Genomic DNA, 17958 nt, shown 5'->3' with positions numbered 1-17958 from the left:
GACTCGTTGTCCCCGCTCTCCCTTCCTATTTGGAGTTTCAGCCATGACCGTCAACAACGCCGAACGTCGCAGTGTCCAACCGGAACCCGCTGCCGTCGACAGCAAAGACGTTGCAGACGTTGATGACTGGGATCCGGACAGTGAACTCAGTCCACTCTCCAAGGCTGTGATCGCTACGGCAGTTGGACTGGGGTTGCTGATCGCGGCATTCGCGGTGATCGGGAAGCTTGCCGGCTGGGCGAACGACTACGGGACGATCCTGGTTTACCTGGCGTTCTTCTTGTGGATGTCGATCTCCGGACGGTTGTTCTGGTGGGGCGCAGACAAACTCATCGCGCTATTCCGAACGAAGAAGAGTGACAATCGTGGTGCGCGCCGGTGAAGTCCGGTAGACGACTTCGCCGGACTCTCGCGGGAGTGCTTGCCGCTGGGGCGCTGTTGACCGGAGCGGCCGGAGCGATCGGTGCGGGCCTCGCGCTCACTGCCGGACCGGCGCATGCGACACCGGAAGAGGATTGCGCGGCGGTGCGGGCACGTGATCATCAGATCTACCTGAATCTCATTGCGTCGCTGCCACCTGGTGCACCCATCCCGCCGGAGATCATCAACCCGTGCCTGAGTGCGCCGTCCACGACGGCGACAGCTGCGCCGACGACCACTGTCGGGCTCCCCGGCGCGCAGGCTCCAGGCGGTGGCCCAAATGTCGGGGCCAATGCTCCGACGAACTTTCCCACCTACAACGGCACCCCCATCGTCCCGGTTCCGACGATCGAGGTTCCGCCCATTGCTTCCGAGTCCGCGGCCTCGGAAACTGGTGTCGGTGCATTCCCCAATGCATCGGCATCAGCGGTTCCCTCACCCACACCCACCCCGGGTGAGGGAACCACCACCGATCGTGGTCCCGGACCGATCCCCGCGGATTCGGATTCGGATTCGAATATCGCACCGGCCCAAACGGTTCCGGATCCGGCAGCAGATGTTTCCACAACCGGGGAGGACTCGGGCCGTGACAGGTATCTCGAACTGGTCCTCGTCGGGGCCGCGGCGTTCACCGCTGCGGGTATCGGAGTGCGCGGGCGGCCGGGACCTTTCAGCCCCCGCACGCCCGAATCAGTACTCTCCCAGGCGGTCGGGACTGTCGCGTCGCCGTTGACTGCGTACGCACCTGGCGGGCAGTCCTCGTTGCGGGTGTTCGATCCGATCACCGGCGGAAGCCGGTTCTTCTTCCTGATCCACGACGAAACGTCGTCGCACGAATCCGTGATTCCGGTGACGGTGCCGCCCGGCGGTCACATGAGTGTCAACCCCGATGGCACGGTCACCGTCTTCGACGCCGACGGGAATCCGGTCTCGACAATCGATGCCCCGTGGGCGTACGACGCCAACGGCACTCCTGTTCCGACGCATTACGAGATCCGGGACGGGCAACTCGTTCAGGTCGTCGACACCGCCGGTATCGAGAACCTGCTCTACCCGATCCTCGCCGACCCGGAGCTGACACCGGAAGAACGTGCTGCGCTCGAAGCGCAGGCGAACTTCATCGGCCCGATGACCCCGGAGGGCGAACAAGCACGCAGGGACGCACAAAACGTCCTCGCCGCCAACCCCCCGGAGCCGGCAGATTCAGGCCTCGAGCAGCTCATGCTCGGTGACCCTAACTCCGAGGCCTCCGAACCGCCGATCACCGAAACAGGAACCGGAAACCCTGTCGGCGACGCGATACTCGCCGATCAAACCCAGGAGCCGATCACTTCGAACATCGGCGGGCGGGACTACACCACCGAACCTGCGGACCCGGCAGATTCAGACCTCGGCCAGCTCATGTCCGGTGACCCTAACTCCGAGGTCTCCGAACCGCCGATCACCGAAACAGGAACCGGAAACCCTGTCGGCGACGCGATACTCGCCGATCAAACCCAGGAGCCGATCACTTCGAACATCGGCGGGCAGGACTACACCACCGAACCCGCTGTCAGCGACGTCTCGTTCACGGACGAAAACGGAACCAACTGGTCCGGCACACCTTCGAAGGTGCCGAACGTGTGGAGCTGGACGTACACCGACGCGCAGGGAGAAGAGCACGACCTGCAGGTCACCTACGACGAGCAGGGACGCCCCTACCAGGTTTTCGACCATTCCAACTCGGAACTGTCCTTGTACGATTGGAGCACCGGCGAACCAGTTCGGATAGGCGACGCGCAGCATCTGGACCCCGGTGTCGCTTTCGATCAGCCCTACACCGACGAGATCATGAGCTTCGTCGTCCCACCGCTGCGCGGGGCCCGTCTGGCCGTCGGCGCGATCCGGGCTGAAGACCTGATCGTCTCGAACCGGACAACACCCACCCGGCCCCCGGTTACTTCACCATCGACCCCTGCTCAAAACATTCCCCGGCCGGGCACACTGCCACCGCGCGGCATACCCGTCATCGACGGCACAGTTCCACCTGCCGAACATGACCACCCCACGATCCCTTCCGTGAATGAACCTGCACGCCCGGATCCCACGATTCCGGAACCCTCGCAACCCACTTCGCCCGGCGATCCCGACCGCGGCCAGTGGGAACCATCCACGCCGGGGGAGATCGGTGATCCAGGGCCGAACCTGACACCAGGAATTTCTACCCCGAATGTTCCCTCGCCAGGTCAGGTCGAGGAACCGAGTGCGCCGACTCTGCCCGATGTCGGGCAGGTGCCGGTGAATCCGGACGCTCCCGGCGCTCCGCAGCAACCCGGACTACCGGAATTCGACCCCTTCGCCACCGATCCGAGCACCATTCCCAGCCCTGGCGTCATCGAGGATCCGACGCAGCGACCCGCGGTCACGATGCCTCCCACACAGCCTGACAGCCCGGAGGGACCAGGGGTTGAACAGGATCCGTTGTGGTGGATGCCGTTCGCACGAGAAAAACCACCGCAACTCGCACCCGGCGAAACACCGCCGGACATCGTGGAGGTCGAAGGAGTCGGCCCGTTGGATCTGCGTACGTTGCAGTCCCGGATCATCGGTGATCGGGATGGCACCGATGTCGGGGTATGGGGTGATGCAGGCGAAGGTCTCCGGTACGACGCCGCTCGGAGGTTGAGGCCTTCTCGGGTATTTCAGGAACTCGTCACGCTGGTGGACGGGCAGTTCGCGTTCATCTTGCCATTCGATGCCGGGAAGAACGGTGAGCTCAAGTTCGACGGTTGGTTCCCGGACATGAACGTCATCGTCGATGCGAAACACATCTACGACTTCATCTTCGACCGGAACGGTGAACCTTACGTAACGGACTTCCGGGGCCGTGTTTGGCAAAAAGATTGGCCCAAGACCGCTCAGGCGCAGCTCGATGCCCTCGCACAAGCCGGGATGGACGCTGAGCTCGTGTGGGTGATGCTCAACGAACAATATGCTGAACTCGCCTTGAGAGGCTTCGACGACGAGAACGTCGTCGGTGTCACGGTGGAAACTATTGCGCAATGGTTGGAAAGGACGGGGCGATGAGCTTTTTCGGGCGGCGGCCGACAGTGGGCGGGTATTGGGGCACGCGGGTGCAGTCGAGTCAGGAGGTGGCGCAGACGATGCGGGCCTTCCTCGACGATCTGGAAGCGATCGACCCGGGGTTGGCGTTGCCGTGGGTCTCGACTGCCGAGTTCGACAAAGTGCCAGCAGATCTCAGCGTGGACGGGTTGGTGCGAATCTTCGAGCATTCCCGCTCGAAGGAGATGGGGTATTCGGACACCCCGGGACCGGGCTACGACGTCGACTTGTCACCCGAAGACGGGACCGCGCGGCGGATCATCGCCAGGGTCGGCGGGCTGGAAACCAGTGCCCCCAACAGTGTCCGGGTGTCGTTGCCGACGGAGAAGGATGTTCCCCCCGAATTGCGACGGTTGCTCGAACCGGATGTCGGGGACGCGATCATGAAAGTGATCGTCAAGCATTGGGAACCGGATCGGGCTCGGTGGAGCATCGGCGACTACCTCGATCTGCAACCGCGAGTTAGAGGTCAGATCCAGGTGGGATGGGAAACGTACTTCCATTCCGGAGTTACGTTCGATCGCAGCGCGCTGCCCCAATCTGCGGCGGTAGAGGAGCTGCCCACTGGCACGTTGATTCGGTTGGGGGACAAGCCAATGGAGGTCGATGCCGCCGACATCGTGGCGGTGCGGGCGGCGTTGGGTTACCCGGTGTAGCGCCAGAGACTGTTCCGATTGGTCGATCGTCTTCGAGCAGGAGTGACGTTGTCTGCTTCATCTTTACGTCGCGATCCGGCGTCCGGGTTGACCGTGAAAGTCATGGCGCGGAAGGGGCCGCCGGAAGCCGAATCGGTCACCGCAGTGCTGGCAGCGCGGTCACTGCAGTTCCTTCGAAAGCTTGACCCAGTCTTTGACGTCGACATGTATCGCTCCGTGAGGAATGACCTTCCCGACGGCGTTACGGTCGAGCAGGCTCTGGCATTGAATGGTGGGCGGATCCTCACGCCTCAGGCAGAAGGCCTCCTCGAGGCCGCAATGATCGAGAGCAGAAAGTCTCCTGATGCCGCAGGCGGGATTTACCCACTCTCATTCGGGCATCAACTCAGGTTGTTCACCGACAACGGAAACATCGAAATTCTCATCGGATTCGGGAGTACGGCAGGAGCAGGTTCCTTACTTTGCACCTTCATCTGGCCGTACCCAGGGGGCTTCGCCGATGAATCTCTGATCTCACTGTCATTGAAACTCGTCCAGGGTATGGCCGATATCTGGGACGCTCCCACGGCCGTGCTCTACCGGGATGCGGAGCTCACACCTCAGTACAACGTGCCCGGCGACGCAACGGTGGGCAGTTGCACCTACTTCGGCCCTGAGATGCCGGTCAACGAAACGCAGATCCCACCCACTGTCGAAGCTTTTCCGTACAAGAGAAGGAGCGATCGTCATCCAGCGTGATCCACGCGCCCCGTTGGTTGCCGACGATATCCGAAGCATCCGTGCAGCAGTCGGCCTGCTGACCGAACGACCGGAGGTTCGCCTACCGAAAGGCTCGCGCCGGCTGTGACACCAGAAGTTACGGCCAAGCTCACGTCCGCAGGTGATGGTGTTCTTAAGAACAAGCTGCTCAGATAATGGAGGATGCGTTCGACGAGGTCATCGGGATGGAGAACATCAACATCATCGTATTTGGAGGGGAGTGAAAGTGCCTACGTCATCACTGCGCCGCAATCCTACGGTGGGCTTGACAGTGAAGGTCATTCCACGAAAGGGTGCGCCTGAAAGCGAGGCCGTCACGGCCGCGCTCGTTGCACGTTCGCTACGATTGCTTCGCGACATCGATCCTGTCTTCGACGTCGACTTGTACCAAACAGTAGGCGATGCCCTCCCCGACGGTGCCGGACTCGAGCAAGCCTTGGCGTCGAATATCCGTCAGATCCTTGTACCTCCGACGGAAAAATCGATCGAAGCCGCATTGATCGAGCGCAGACGATCCCCTGATGCCACCGGCGGTATGTATCCCCTCTCATTGGGACGACATATGACCCTGTATTCACCCGCTGGAGACGTCAAAGTCGTTGTTAGTTTCGGGGGCACCTCAGGGTCCGGCGCATTCGCATGTGCCTTTGCCGACGAATCACTGATTTCGCTGGCATTGAAGCTCGTTCAGGGGCTAGCCGATATCTGGGACTCGCGTGTCACCGTGCTCTACCGCCGAACCGAATCATCGCCTCAGTTCAACGTACCGGGTGACGCGATCGTGGGCAGTTGCACCTACTTCGGTCCTGAGTTGCCGATCGAGGAAACGCAGCTCCCGCCCAGCGTGGAGGCATTTCCCTACCAGGACGGCACAATCGTCATCCAGAAGAATCTGTCCACGCCGTTAACAGTCGAGGACATCCGAAGCATCCGCGCAGCAGCAGGACTGCCGACCGAACGACCGGAGATTCCTCTACCCAAAGGTTTCAGACGGCTGTGAGCCCTACGTTGGGCGCACTCGGGGCTGCCTGCAGGTAGGGATGGCGCGGACCGACCAGCCTGCCCGCAATTACCGCGCCGCGGTCCCGATCCGGCTACGCACCAGCTGATCGACGCTCCGGGTGGAGTGCCACCGCGCGGCATACCCGCCATCGACGGCACAGTTCCACCTGCCGAGCATGATCAACCCTCTGTTCCGTCCGTGAATGAACCTGCACGCCCGGATCCCGCGATTCCGGAACCCTCGCAACCCACTTTCCCGGCGATCCCGATCGTGGCGAGTGGGAATCACTCTCGCCCGGTGGGATTGGCGATCCGGGGTCGAACCCGAGACCCGAGAACTCCACCCTGGAGGCTCCCTCGCCAGGTCGCACCGAGGAACCAAGTGTGCCGACTCTGCCTGATGTCGGTCAGGTGCCGGTGAATCCGGATGCCCCCGGCGCTCCGCAGCAACCCGGACCACAACTGTTCAATGACAATGATTTGCCGAGAACGACTATGACGATCGCAGAGTGGCTGGAAAGGAAAGGTCGATGAATTCGGATCGTGGCGCGACAGTGATCGGGTATTGGGGCCCTCGGACGCAACCGGTAGAAGGCATTGCAGCGGAGGTGTTCTCGTTTCTTCATAGTCTGAGGAACATTGATCGAGCACTTGGAGAAGCTTGGGTGTTTTCGCCCGAGACTGCCTTCGAGTCGACCGATCTAAGCGTGGAAGTCCTAGCGAAAATCTTCCGGGCAGCGAAGGATATCGAAGGGCAATCCGTTGTTGCCTTCGACCTTGGCTACATCGTGAGTTTGTTGCACCCGGACAGATATCAGTTCTTGAGAATCCAATTCTCTCTCGGCCGGAATGTTCCGAGGGTTCCGAATCTCGTCAACGTCACCCTCCCCCCGGAGAAACAAGCAATCGGGGAGGCGTCGCAGTTGCTGACTGCACGCGTCGGGGACGCGATCATGAAAGCGATCATCGAGCATTGGTCGCCGGAGTCTGCGCGGTGGGGGACGCGGGAGTACCGCAATGCGCAGGGAAATGAGGTCAGCGAAATCGAAGTCGGGTGGGAGACATACATCCAGTCCGGGATCGATCTCGATCACAGCAAACTGCCCGTCGTCGCCGTACTGGAGGAACTCCCCAACGGAACGCTGATTCGGTTGGGCGAGAAACCGTTAGACGTCAACTTCGACGACATCCTGGCGGTGCGGGAAGCACTGGGTTACCCGGTCTAAGACGCCGCGTGACCGCCGACCCTTGCTCATGTCGCGACACGTAGTCGGACGGAGACTATTACGCAGTGGTTGGAAAGGACGGGGCGATGAGCTTTTTCGGGCGATGGCCGACGGTAGCCGGATATTGGGGCACGCGGGTGCAGTCGAGTCAGGAGGTGGCGCAGACGATGCGCGCTTTCCTCGACGACCTGGAAACGATCGACCCGGAGTTGGCGTTGCCGTGGGTGTACACCAAAAAAACTGGACAAAGGCCCCGCGGATCTCAGTGTGGACGGGTTGGTGAAAATCTTCGAGCATTCCCGCTCGAAGGAGGTGGGATACTCGGACACCCCCGGACCGGGGTACAGCATCGGTTTGTCGCCCGAGGACGGGACCGCGCGGCGGATCATCTCCAGGGTCGGCGGCTTAGAAACCAGCGCCCCCAACAGTGTCCGGGTGTCGTTGCCGACGGAGACGCAGCTCACCGACAGCACCCGGCAGCTGCTCGGCCCTGACATCGGAGACGCGATCATGAAAGTTATCGTCAAGCATTGGAAACCGGATCGAGCTCGGTGGAGCATCGGCGACTACATAGATCTTCAGAATCGGTCGAAAGGTGAGGTCGAGGTGGGATGGGAAACATACTTCCATTCCGGAGTTAGGTTCGATCGCAGCGCGCTGCCCCAATCTGCGGTGGTAGAGGAGTTGTCCACTGGCACGTTGATTCGGTTGGGGGACAAGCCAATGGAGGTCGCTGCCGCCGACATCGTGGCGGTGCGGGCGGCGTTGGATTACCCGGTGTAGGCCACGCAATGGGTCCGGAGTTCACCATTGCATCAGACGTCGAGAAATGCGTTAACCGGATGGCCTGCTTCGCCTTTCGATAGTATTGCCAGATGGCACCCCGAACCGACTTGCTCGCGTGGCTCCTCGACTCGGATCCAGCGATTCGGTGGCAGGTGGAGCGCGATCTGTTGAACGAAGCGCCCACTGTGTGGGCGGCGACGCGCGCGTCGATCGCTACCAAAGGATTTGGTGCACGCCTGCTTTCATTGCAGGACCGAGACGGCCAATGGGCGGGTGGGGCGTTCTTCCCGGCAGAATTCGACTTCGCGGGACCCGAAGCAGCAGAACAAAGTTCGCAACCCTGGACGGCAACAACCTGGACGCTCAACTCCTTGCGTGAGTGGGGCCTCGACGCCGGTGTTCTGCGGGAGCGTCGAACCGCAGAACTGCTCGCGGAAAACTGTCGCTGGGAGTACGAGGGCCGGCCGTACTGGGACGGTGAGGTCGATTGCTGCATCAACGCCTGGACGGTGGCAAACGGTGTGTGGCTCGATGTTTGCGTTGATGAACTCGCTAATTGGTTTGTGCGGCATCAACTTCCGGATGGTGGGTGGAACTGCGAGTGGACCGAAGGTTCGACGCGATCGTCGTTTCATTCGACGCTCAATTCACTCAAAGGGCTTCTCGCGTACGAGATCGCGACCGGGGGAACGGATGAGACGCGCGCGGCTCGGCGATCCGGTGAGGAGTACTTGTTGCAGCGCGGTCTGTTCCGGCGACTCTCGACCTGCGAACCGGTGGGGCCCTGGGTCGGCCGGTTTGCGTACCCGTTCCGGTGGCGTTACAACGTGCTCAACGCAGCCGACTACTTCCGCGAAGCGTCGTTGTCGTATGGAAATGAGCCTGATCCGCGAATGGCGGACGCGATCGAGATGATCCGGGTCGCTCGAGCCTCGGATGGGACGTGGCTCCAGGCCGGTCGCCAACCGGGGCGGGTGTGGTTCGAGGTCGACACAAAGGCGGGAGAGCCGTCGAAGTGGCTGACTGTGTCCGGCATCCGAGTGCTCGCCTGGTGGGATCAATCCTCCCTTCTAGGTTCTGCATAACAAAAGAGTTACAGCGAGAGTTTTTTCACCTTCAAAGGTTATCGAAAGGTGATCTTCGACTTTCCGGTCGAAATATCCAGTACGGATGAAGAACATATTAACGACAGGATTGCCCTCAGTGCAGTGAAGGTTAGTCATCTGAACAGGTGAGAAGATGTTCGGTGAAATTACCTACCCGATTGGATAGGCGGGTCACCGACGTTGGTAATCAAACAGGGCGCTCGCGGCTGTCTTGGTTAGGGAGCTAAGTCCCGAGCTGGAAACGGCATTTCTGCTTCGAAAGTGTCGCTCACCTGCGGCTACGTTCCCCATTTTGCAAGACTTAAACCACTTTCGGTGAGAATTGGTCCCGCAATTGTAGGTTGTGGAGCGTCCGCAATGTTTAGGCAAAGTCCCATCTTTTCCCAGAACAATGCTCTACTAAACGTGAAAACCGGATGTTCCCCCGATTTTGCTGAGAAGGTGCAACTATGGGGCGTAGCGTAACTGTCGCAGTGAATTGGAACATCGCGAATTGCTGCTCTAACCAATGACTTTGTTCAGGTCCGAATAATGCTCGGAGGTCGTCGATGTCGATGGAAATGGTGTTAGCCGAAGCAGTGATAGACAGTGGGGACACGGCGTGGGTGCTGATCTCCGCTGGCCTGGTTCTCTTCATGGTTCCCGGACTCGCCTTCTTCTACGCCGGTCTGGTGCGTGGTAGCAGTGCGCTCGTCATGTTGCAGCAGAACCTCGTCCCACTCGGACTCGTCTCGATTACCTGGGTCGTGTTCGGATACAGCTTCGCGTTCAGTGGAGACTGGGGTTCCGGCTTCCTCGGTGACCTCAAATTGTTCGGCTTGCAGGACATACACACTGCCGCCGCCCCGGGCTTCCACCTGATCGAAGGTGCAGTCGCGGTACCGACTCTGGCGTTCGTGGTCTATCAGATGATGTTCGCGATCATCACGCCCGCGCTGATCACCGGTGCGACCGCAAACCGGCTCAAGCCCTTGGGCTGGGCCGTTCTGCTCGTGCTGTGGTCGATCATCGTCTACCCCCCGATTGCGCACTGGCTCTTCAATCCCGAAGGCTGGTTGGCGCTCCGCGGAGCTCAGGACTGGGCCGGCGGAATTGTCGTCCACGCATCCGCCGGCGCCGCCGCCCTGGCAATCTTGCTGGTGGTCGGCAAACGTCCGGGATGGCCCAACGCCGAGGCAGTCCCGCACTCGGTGCCTCTGGCGTTGATCGGCGCAGGCATCCTGTGGTTCGGCTGGTTCGGATTCAACGCAGGCGACGGATTGGCCGCCGATGGTGTTGCGGCACAAGCCTTGATGAACACTCACATCGCCGCAGCGGGCGGCATGGTCGTCTGGCTCGTCATCGAAAGGTATACCGAGGGCAAGGCCACGGCGATCGGTGGAATCACCGGCGCGGTAGCCGGTCTCGCGACCGTCACCCCCTGCGCCGGCTTCGTCAGCACCTTCTCCGCGTTGGCGATCGGCGCGCTTGCCGGACTGGTCTGCCACTTCGCGCTCGCGCTCAAGTCGATCTTCAAGTTCGACGACGCGCTCGACGTCATCGCGGTCCACTTCATCGGCGGCATCCTCGGTTCACTCCTTCTCGGTTTGTTCGGCGAAAAGGCGATCAATTCGATCGGCCGCGACGGACTCTTCTTCGGCGGCGGCGCAGGACTACTCGGCGAGCAGGCGTTGGCGTTGATCGTCGTCATCGCTTTCTCGTTCGTGGTGACCTGGCTGATCGCCACGGGCATCGAGAAGACCATCGGTCTCAAGCTGGCTCCGAAAGACCAGGTGGACATCGACCGTCGTCAGCAAGGCATGGACGCGTACCGCTACAACGCCGCATTCGTCGACGCCGGTGGTGCGCCGCAGACCAGCGGGTTCGACTCGGGGGTCCTGGTCGAGGGGGCAAAACTTGTTCCGAACCTCGGCGCCCCGAAGCACGAACTCATCACGGCGGTATTGCAGACCATCGAGTCCGAGAAGCTTCGGGAGGCGCTGCTGGCTGCCGGAGCGGAATCGATAGTCGTATCGGAAGCGCATGTCTCCGCGAGCGACTCGGCCTCTCTCAAGTTTCGCGGGCAACGCAACGACGTCGTGTTCACGGAGCGGTTGCGTGTCGAGGTGCTGGTCGCCTCGGAACATGCCCAGGCGGTTCTGGACGCGATCAACGAGTACTCGGGCGGCAGGAGGAGCGGTTTCGTCCAGCAGGCGGCCGAACCTCTCACCGAAGCGACGGAACAGGGGAGCTGACATGTATTCGACGACAGGGAGTTACCGCATGATCGACAAGGAGCGTTCGGAATGCATCTGACACCGCGAGAACTCGACAAGCTGACAATTCTCATGTTGGCGGATGTCGCACTGAGGCGAAAGGCAAAGGGGCTCAAACTCAATCATCCGGAGTCCGTCGCAGTCATCACTGCAGCCGCTCTGGAGGGAGCTCGGGAGGGCAAGACACTCGAGGAGGTCATGGCCGACGCATCGCACGCCTTGACGGTCGACGACGTGATGGAAGGTGTCGCGGAGATGATTCCGCGTGTGCAGGTCGAGGCGGTGTTCCTCGACGGTAGCCGGCTCGTCACCGTGCACTCTCCGATCCAGTAGCCCGACCGAGATGTCAGGAGCACTCCAAGATGGCAAGCAAATCGACGAAGAAGGATTCCGGCGGCGAGAAGAAAGTGCCGGTCGGCGGATATGTGTTGCGGGACGAGCCGATCGAACTGAACGAGGGTCGTCCGCGTTTGAAGCTGCGGGTCCGAAATACCGGTGACCGTCCCATCCAGGTGGGTTCGCACTATCACTTCATGGAAGTCAATCGCGCGTTGTCGTTCGATCGTGAACAGTCCTTCGGCTGGCGCCTCGATATTCCCGCGGGCACTGCGGTCAGATTCGAGCCGGGCGACGAGAAGGAAGTGACGTTGGTGCCGTTCGGCGGCAAGCAACGGGTTCAAGGCTTCAACGGACTTGTCGACGGTTGGGCGCCGACCCACGCTGCCTACCGGCCGAGGCTCCCCGGAGCCGTCCAGCGTGCCGAAGAACTCGGCTTCCTGTCCGAACCTCAAACCGACTGATTCTCGTTCACGGCGGACGAAGGAGAGCAACACCCATGACAAGCATTTCGAGACAAGAGTATTCAGGTCTGTTCGGGGTCACCACGGGTGACCAGATCAGACTGGGCAATACCGACCTGTACATCGAGGTCGAGGAAGATCTTCGAACCATCGGAGACGAGTCGATCTACGGCGGCGGCAAGACGCTGCGCGACGGCATGGGCCAGGATCCGGAGTCGTGCAGCATCGACGGTGCCCTCGACCTCGTGATCACCAACGTGGTCATCGTCGATGCAACCATCGGCGTCGTCAAGGCAGACGTGGGAATCAAGGACGGGAAGATCGTCGGCTGGGGCAAGGCGGGAAACTCCAGCACGATGGAAGGCGTCACTCCGGGGCTGACGACCGGTCCGGCGACCGACGCGATCTCCGGTGAGCAGATGATTCTCACTGCTGCCGGCATCGATCCACACGTGCACCTCGTGTCACCGCAGCAGGCGTATCACGCGCTCAGTGGGGGAGTGACCACGCTGATCGGTGGCGGCATCGGCCCGACCGACGGAACCAACGGCACCACCATCACTTCCGGCATCTGGAACATGGAGATGATGCTCAAGGCCAACGAGGGTTTGCCGGTCAACGTCTGCATGCTGGGCAAGGGCAACTCGTCCGGGCATCAGTCCCTGGTCGAACAGATCAAGGCCGGTGCGGCCGGTCTGAAGGTCCACGAGGACTGGGGCGCAACCCCGGCCACGATTCGTGAGTCTCTGCGGGTGGCAGACGAAATGGATGTTCAGGTCGCCATTCACACGGATACGCTCAACGAGGCCGGCTACGTCGAGGACACCATCGCGGCCTTCGAAGGACGCACGATTCACACCTATCACAGCGAGGGCGCGGGTGGCGGACACGCACCCGACATTCTGCGGGTGACGGGAGAGGACAACGTACTTCCGGCGTCGACCAACCCGACGTTGCCGTACGGCATCAACACTCAGGCCGAACTCTTCGACATGATCATGGTCTGTCACAACCTCAATCCCAAAGTGCCCTCGGATGTTTCTTTTGCCGAGTCCCGCGTTCGCGCCGAGACGATCGGTGCCGAGAACGTACTGCAGGACATGGGCGTCATCTCGATGTTCTCGAGTGACTCACAGGCGATGGGCCGCGTCGGAGAAAACTGGCTACGCGCGATCCAAACAGCGGACTGCATGAAGCGGTCCCGCGGGAAGCTGCCCGAGGATTCGCCGACGCACGACAACTTCCGCGTGTTGCGTTACGTCGCGAAGGTCACGATCAATCCCGCGTTGACGTTCGGTCTTTCGCATGTGGTCGGGTCGATCGGTGTCGGGAAGATGGCGGATCTTGTTCTCTGGGAGCCCGCATTCTTCGGTGCGAAGCCGAAGACGATCATCAAGAACGGTCTGATCAGCTGGCACGCCATGGGAGATCCGAATGCGTCGCTCCCGACACCACAACCGGTGATCTACCGGCCGATGTTCGGTGGATTCGGCAAGGCGTTGCCGCAGAGTTCGGTCTCGTTCGTCTCGCGAGCGGCGCTCGACGACGGCATCAAGGATCGACTCGGACTCGAACGTCAGGTTGTTGCTGTCGAGGGAACCAGAACAGTCACCAAGCGTGATCTGGTTCGCAACTCGGCCACTCCGGAAATCAAGGTGGACCCGGAGACCTTCGCGGTGACTGCGGACGGCGTCCACGCATACGTCGAACCTGCCGAATCCATTCGCTTGAACCAACTTTACTTCTTCAGTTAGGGGTCTCCTGTGTCGGGAACAATCACACACACGCACGGCGCCGATGCGACGCCACACACGCACGGCGAGATGACCGCGCCGAGCGGAAAGCCGACGCGAATCGACGCGCTGCTCGGGAAGGAGACCGACGAGGAGTGGGTCGGTCGACTCGACAATGCGGTAGTCGACGTCTTGTCGCTCGATCAGTGGGAAGCGCAGAAGAGTCGGCTACGACGCACCACGATCGGTGGCCGTGAATTGGCCGTCTCGCTCGATCGGGGTATTCAGTTGCAGGACGGCGACATTCTGCTGTGGGACGAGCCGGCGAACACCGTCGTCGTGGCCAGGATCAACCTCAAGGACGTGTTGGAGATCGACCTGAGCGCACTGGTCGACGTCACGCCCGAGAAGATGATTCAGACGTGCCTGGAGTTGGGACATGCCGTGGGCAACCAGCACTGGCCTGCCGTGGTGAAGGGAATGAAGGTCTACGTTCCGTTGACGGTCGACAAGGCGGTCATGGGCTCGGTGATGCGGACACATGCTTTCGAGGGCATCGAGTACACCTTCATCCCGGGTGCCGAGGTCATTCCCTACATCGCTCCACACGAGGCACGCCGTTTGTTCGGTGCGGCCGCTCGTGAGGGCGAGGGGCATACCCATGACCCTCTCGTCTGAGGGATCCGGGCTCAGCATCAACCGCGCGATGCGGATGATGCAGTTTTCCGATTCCATGTTCCCGGTCGGTTCCTTCTCGTTCTCCAACGGTTTGGAATCGGCCGTGGCGCAGGGAATTGTCACCGACGGTCCGTCGCTGCGGGAGTTCGTACTCTCGGCGGCGCATCAGGGGGCGACGTGCGACGGTATCGCCGTACTCGCAGCGCACCGGGGCGCGACAGCCGGTGACTTCTCGGCGATCCTCGCCGCCGATCATGCAGTGATCGAACGCAAGCTCAACGAAGAAGCACGCACGATGAGTACCCGGATGGGTAAGAAGTTGGCCGAACTCGGCGGGCGCTTGGCCGGTGAGACCCTGTTCAACAAGTGGTTGGCCGCGATCGCATCGGGGGAGACGCCGGGTACCTACCCCGTCGGCCTCGGAATTGCTTTCGCGGAGATGGGTTCTCCGGAGGAGGACGCTTTCACGGTCAATCAGTACGGTGTCGCGATGACGTTGCTCGGCGCTGCCCTTCGCATCGTCCGAGTAGATCACCTTGCGACACAGGAGATTCTGTTCGAGGTCAATCAGAGCGCCGGCCGTGAGTACGCGGCAGTGCGTGACTACGGACTCGACGACATGTCCAATTTCGCCCCGATGATCGACATTCTGGCTGCGGTTCACGTCAAGGCGCACGTCCGAATGTTCATGAACTAGAAGGAGAAAGATGAAGAAGACAACGCGCATCGGAATCGGCGGACCCGTGGGTTCGGGTAAGACCGCACTCATCGAGGCGATCACGCCGGAGTTCATCAAGCGGGGCACCAGCGTTCTGATCATCACCAACGACGTGGTCACCACCGAAGATGCCAAGCACGTGCGTAAGGCTCTCAAAGGTGTTCTCGTGGAGGAACGCATTGTCGGCGTCGAGACGGGTGCCTGCCCACACACCGCCGTTCGCGAAGACCCGAGTATGAATCTCGCGGCCGTCGAGGACATGGAGAAGACGTTCCCGGACACCGACGTGGTCTTCATCGAAAGTGGTGGCGACAACCTCACACTGACGTTCAGCCCTGCTTTGGTCGACTTCTTCATCTACGTCATCGACGTAGCCGCAGGCGACAAGATTCCGCGCAAGAACGGTCCGGGAATCTCGCAGTCCGACATCCTGGTCATCAACAAGACCGATCTCGCACCGTACGTCAACGCAGATCTCGGAGTCATGGATCGCGACTCCAAGGGAATGCGGGGAGACAAGCCGTTCGTCTTCACCAATTGCATGACAGGGGAAGGCATCAAGGACGTGGTGGACCTCATCGTGCACGGAGTCCTCTTCGACGAAGAGGAAGTGGGAGCGAGCGCACCGTGAGCGCACCGCCCGTCCCGGGAGCATCGCGAGCGCTCCCGGGGCCGATCCCGACCATCCCGGAACTCGACCAGTACCAGGACCAACCGAAGCAGGCCCCGGCCGGCAAGGTCGGGAAGACCGGCGTTCTCGAGATGCGATTTGTCGACCGTGGCGACAAGACGATTCTGCGGGACATGTACCGCAAGACACCGCTGCTGGTTCAGCAGGCGCTGTACTGGGACGAAGCGTTGCCGACCATGCCGTGCGTCTACATGATTTCCACGTCCGGCAGTGTGTTGCAAGGCGATCGACTGTTCCTCACCATCGAGATGGAGCCGGGTTCCCTCGCGCACGTGACCACTCAGTCGGCCACGAAGGTCCACCGGATGGATGCCAATCACGCGTCGCAACTCCAGAAAGTGGTGCTCGCGGAGAATTCGTATCTCGAACTGATGCCGGGGGTGACGATTCCGCACCGCAACGCGAGGTACTACGCGCGCACCGACATCACGGTGGATCCGACTGCAACGCTGTTGTTCTCGGAGATCGTCATGCCAGGTCGTAAGTACCACGACGGCGGAGAGATGTTCGTCTACGACCTGTACTCCACAATGATCAAGGCGGAGCGTCCGGACGGGGAGAACCTCTTCACCGAGAAGCTGGTGATCGAACCGGCACGTTTTCCCGTGCGATACGGCGGAATCATGGGTGATCACGACGTGTTCGGCAATGTCATCTTGTTGACACCGAAAGAGCATGCCGACGCGATTCTCGAAGAGGTAGTTCCGGGCCGTGACGGCAAGGTCGTTTCCGGAGCGAGCCGGCTACCGAACGACGCCGGTCTCATCTTCAAAGTCCTCGGTCCCGAGAGCGAACCCGTCAAGGCGAAGGTTCGTGATTTCTGGGCTCTGGTGCGAAAGGCAGTTCTGGACACCACCATTCCGCCCGTCCCGCTCTGGGGATGACGCGGATCGTCGGAGAAGGATCGAGGGACGTGCGATGACCACCATCACCAAACCCTGGGACGACGTCGCGGACAAGAACGTCGTGCTCAGATTCATCGACACCAATCTCAAAGGCTCCGGGCAGGTGATGTTCCAGGGCAATGCGCTGACGGGCCTGCTGTTTCTGGTCGGTATCTTCTGGGGAGCGATAGCCGCGGACACGCTCACCGTCGCGATCGGTGCCCTGGTGGGTCTGGTGGTATCCACCGTCACCGGCATGATGCTGCACTCCGACGACGATTCGATGCGTATCGGCCTGTACGGATACAACGGAATTCTTGTGGGAGCTGCATTTCCGACGTTCCTTGCCGGTGGCGTGATGCTGTGGATCTACCTCGTGGTGGGAGCTGCCGCGTCGACCATCGCGTTCCTGGCTGTCGCCAATGTCTTCAAGACGTGGGGCGTACCGGCGCTCACCTTTCCGTTCAACCTCGTCAACTGGTTTTTCCTCCTCGCGGCGTTCCAGTTCCTGCGGATCGAAACGTCGGACCTCAGCGCCGGCCAGTTTCCCCAGCACATCGGGGACGCGTCGGTTCATGCCGACATCACTTTCAACTTCCTGTGGGACACGCTGTTTCGCAACGTCTCCCAGATCTTTCTGATCAACAACACTGTCACCGGCATTATCTTCGTGATCGCGCTGCTGGTCGCGTCGCGTTGGGCGGCGTTGTTCGCGCTCATCGGTTCCGCGATAGCGATGGGTTCGGTACTGGCGCTGGGCGCCAACACCGTCGACATCGGGAATGGTCTCTACGGGCTCAGTTCGGTGCTGACGGCAATTGCTCTCGGATCGGTGTTCTACAACCCGTCGTGGCGTGTGTTCGTCTACACCGTCTTCGGAGTGTTGGTCACTGTTGTCATCCACGGCACGCTGGTGTCTGCGTTCGCTCCGATCAGCCTGCCGGCCGGAACGGGCCCGTTCGTCTTCGCGACGTGGCTGTTCCTGCTGCCGAAGAAGAAGTTCGTTCCCATCCAGCACGACACCATCGAGGGCGGAGCGGCCGAAGGCAAGGATTCGATCGCAAAGGCGAACGGCTAGACGGGCCGAATTGGCGAGGCGCCCGTACGCTGGGGCACACCGATGAGTTGATCCGATCGCCCCG

At 61.1% G+C, this 17958-nt stretch carries 17 protein-coding genes; all 17 read left to right on the top strand.

The window, feature by feature from the left end:
• The first annotated feature begins 43 nt into the window (after nt 1–43).
• The 17 genes from CPI83_RS27540 (at nt 44) to yut (ending at nt 17894) form a co-directional block, all read left to right on the top strand.
• The gene (locus CPI83_RS27540) at nt 44–382 is read left to right on the top strand and encodes a hypothetical protein (protein ID WP_097388023.1); all 339 of its coding nucleotides are present in this window, start codon (nt 44–46) and stop codon (nt 380–382) included.
• Nucleotides 379–3486 (top strand): hypothetical protein, encoded by a 3108-nt coding sequence (locus CPI83_RS27535; protein WP_097388022.1) that lies wholly within the window; start codon nt 379–381, stop codon nt 3484–3486. The genes CPI83_RS27540 and CPI83_RS27535 overlap by 4 nt, the downstream gene beginning before the upstream one ends.
• The gene (locus CPI83_RS27530; RefSeq protein WP_223257874.1) at nt 3462–4178 is read left to right on the top strand and encodes an Imm52 family immunity protein; all 717 of its coding nucleotides are present in this window, start codon (nt 3462–3464) and stop codon (nt 4176–4178) included. The genes CPI83_RS27535 and CPI83_RS27530 overlap by 25 nt, the downstream gene beginning before the upstream one ends.
• A gap of 42 nt (nt 4179–4220) precedes the next feature.
• On the top strand, nt 4221–4916 hold the full coding sequence (locus CPI83_RS27525) for a hypothetical protein (protein WP_232816941.1): 696 nt from the start codon (nt 4221–4223) through the stop codon (nt 4914–4916).
• Nucleotides 4917–5163: 247 nt separating this feature from the next.
• The gene (locus CPI83_RS27520; RefSeq protein WP_225989407.1) at nt 5164–5937 is read left to right on the top strand and encodes a hypothetical protein; all 774 of its coding nucleotides are present in this window, start codon (nt 5164–5166) and stop codon (nt 5935–5937) included.
• 532 nt (nt 5938–6469) lie between these two features.
• Nucleotides 6470–7165 carry an Imm52 family immunity protein gene (locus CPI83_RS31435; protein WP_343229955.1) on the top strand — a complete coding sequence of 232 codons (696 nt, stop codon included), beginning with the start codon at nt 6470–6472 and terminating at the stop codon, nt 7163–7165.
• A gap of 279 nt (nt 7166–7444) precedes the next feature.
• Nucleotides 7445–7948: a hypothetical protein gene (locus CPI83_RS27510; protein WP_223257877.1), complete on the top strand. Its 504-nt coding sequence runs from the start codon at nt 7445–7447 to the stop codon at nt 7946–7948.
• Between the two features lie 92 nt (nt 7949–8040).
• On the top strand, nt 8041–9036 hold the full coding sequence (locus CPI83_RS27505) for a squalene cyclase (protein ID WP_047888768.1): 996 nt from the start codon (nt 8041–8043) through the stop codon (nt 9034–9036).
• A gap of 575 nt (nt 9037–9611) precedes the next feature.
• Nucleotides 9612–11291 carry an ammonium transporter gene (locus CPI83_RS27500; RefSeq protein WP_228117877.1) on the top strand — a complete coding sequence of 560 codons (1680 nt, stop codon included), beginning with the start codon at nt 9612–9614 and terminating at the stop codon, nt 11289–11291.
• A 51-nt stretch (nt 11292–11342) separates the two neighbouring features.
• Complete coding sequence (locus tag CPI83_RS27495) at nt 11343–11645, top strand: urease subunit gamma (protein WP_003943837.1); 303 nt, start codon at nt 11343–11345, stop codon at nt 11643–11645.
• A gap of 29 nt (nt 11646–11674) precedes the next feature.
• Nucleotides 11675–12112 carry an urease subunit beta gene (locus tag CPI83_RS27490; RefSeq protein WP_003943812.1) on the top strand — a complete coding sequence of 146 codons (438 nt, stop codon included), beginning with the start codon at nt 11675–11677 and terminating at the stop codon, nt 12110–12112.
• A gap of 35 nt (nt 12113–12147) precedes the next feature.
• Nucleotides 12148–13866, top strand: a complete 1719-nt coding sequence (locus CPI83_RS27485) for an urease subunit alpha (RefSeq protein ID WP_003943847.1) — start codon at nt 12148–12150, stop codon at nt 13864–13866.
• 9 nt (nt 13867–13875) lie between these two features.
• The gene (gene ureE / locus CPI83_RS27480; RefSeq protein ID WP_019746461.1) at nt 13876–14523 is read left to right on the top strand and encodes an urease accessory protein UreE; all 648 of its coding nucleotides are present in this window, start codon (nt 13876–13878) and stop codon (nt 14521–14523) included.
• Nucleotides 14507–15220, top strand: a complete 714-nt coding sequence (locus tag CPI83_RS27475) for an urease accessory protein UreF (RefSeq protein WP_019746462.1) — start codon at nt 14507–14509, stop codon at nt 15218–15220. Before ureE ends, CPI83_RS27475 begins: the two co-directional genes overlap by 17 nt.
• A gap of 10 nt (nt 15221–15230) precedes the next feature.
• On the top strand, nt 15231–15872 hold the full coding sequence (gene ureG / locus CPI83_RS27470; RefSeq protein ID WP_019746463.1) for an urease accessory protein UreG: 642 nt from the start codon (nt 15231–15233) through the stop codon (nt 15870–15872).
• The gene (locus CPI83_RS27465; protein ID WP_047888769.1) at nt 15869–16816 is read left to right on the top strand and encodes an urease accessory protein UreD; all 948 of its coding nucleotides are present in this window, start codon (nt 15869–15871) and stop codon (nt 16814–16816) included. Before ureG ends, CPI83_RS27465 begins: the two co-directional genes overlap by 4 nt.
• Nucleotides 16817–16850: 34 nt before the next feature.
• Nucleotides 16851–17894 (top strand): urea transporter, encoded by a 1044-nt coding sequence (gene yut, locus CPI83_RS27460; protein WP_097388020.1) that lies wholly within the window; start codon nt 16851–16853, stop codon nt 17892–17894.
• Nucleotides 17895–17958 lie beyond the last annotated feature (64 nt).

Origin of the sequence: Rhodococcus sp. H-CA8f (assembly GCF_002501585.1) — a bacterium.
Lineage (GTDB): Bacteria > Actinomycetota > Actinomycetes > Mycobacteriales > Mycobacteriaceae > Rhodococcus_F > Rhodococcus_F erythropolis.
Note: the sequence above shows the minus strand (reverse complement) of the source record. Positions and strands in the feature narration are given on the sequence as shown.

What these genes read in the sequence shown, in the direction of transcription:
- CPI83_RS27495 (WP_003943837.1), top strand. Translation starts at nt 11,343, where the DNA reads ATGCATCTGACACCGCGAGAACTCGACAAGCTGACAATTCTCATGTTG.
- CPI83_RS27490 (WP_003943812.1), top strand. Translation starts at nt 11,675, where the DNA reads ATGGCAAGCAAATCGACGAAGAAGGATTCCGGCGGCGAGAAGAAAGTG.
- CPI83_RS27530 (WP_223257874.1), top strand. Translation starts at nt 3,462, where the DNA reads ATGGTTGGAAAGGACGGGGCGATGAGCTTTTTCGGGCGGCGGCCGACA.
- CPI83_RS27475 (WP_019746462.1), top strand. Translation starts at nt 14,507, where the DNA reads ATGACCCTCTCGTCTGAGGGATCCGGGCTCAGCATCAACCGCGCGATG.
- CPI83_RS27505 (WP_047888768.1), top strand. Translation starts at nt 8,041, where the DNA reads ATGGCACCCCGAACCGACTTGCTCGCGTGGCTCCTCGACTCGGATCCA.
- CPI83_RS27500 (WP_228117877.1), top strand. Translation starts at nt 9,612, where the DNA reads ATGGAAATGGTGTTAGCCGAAGCAGTGATAGACAGTGGGGACACGGCG.
- ureG (WP_019746463.1), top strand. Translation starts at nt 15,231, where the DNA reads ATGAAGAAGACAACGCGCATCGGAATCGGCGGACCCGTGGGTTCGGGT.
- CPI83_RS27540 (WP_097388023.1), top strand. Translation starts at nt 44, where the DNA reads ATGACCGTCAACAACGCCGAACGTCGCAGTGTCCAACCGGAACCCGCT.
- CPI83_RS31435 (WP_343229955.1), top strand. Translation starts at nt 6,470, where the DNA reads ATGAATTCGGATCGTGGCGCGACAGTGATCGGGTATTGGGGCCCTCGG.
- yut (WP_097388020.1), top strand. Translation starts at nt 16,851, where the DNA reads ATGACCACCATCACCAAACCCTGGGACGACGTCGCGGACAAGAACGTC.
- CPI83_RS27485 (WP_003943847.1), top strand. Translation starts at nt 12,148, where the DNA reads ATGACAAGCATTTCGAGACAAGAGTATTCAGGTCTGTTCGGGGTCACC.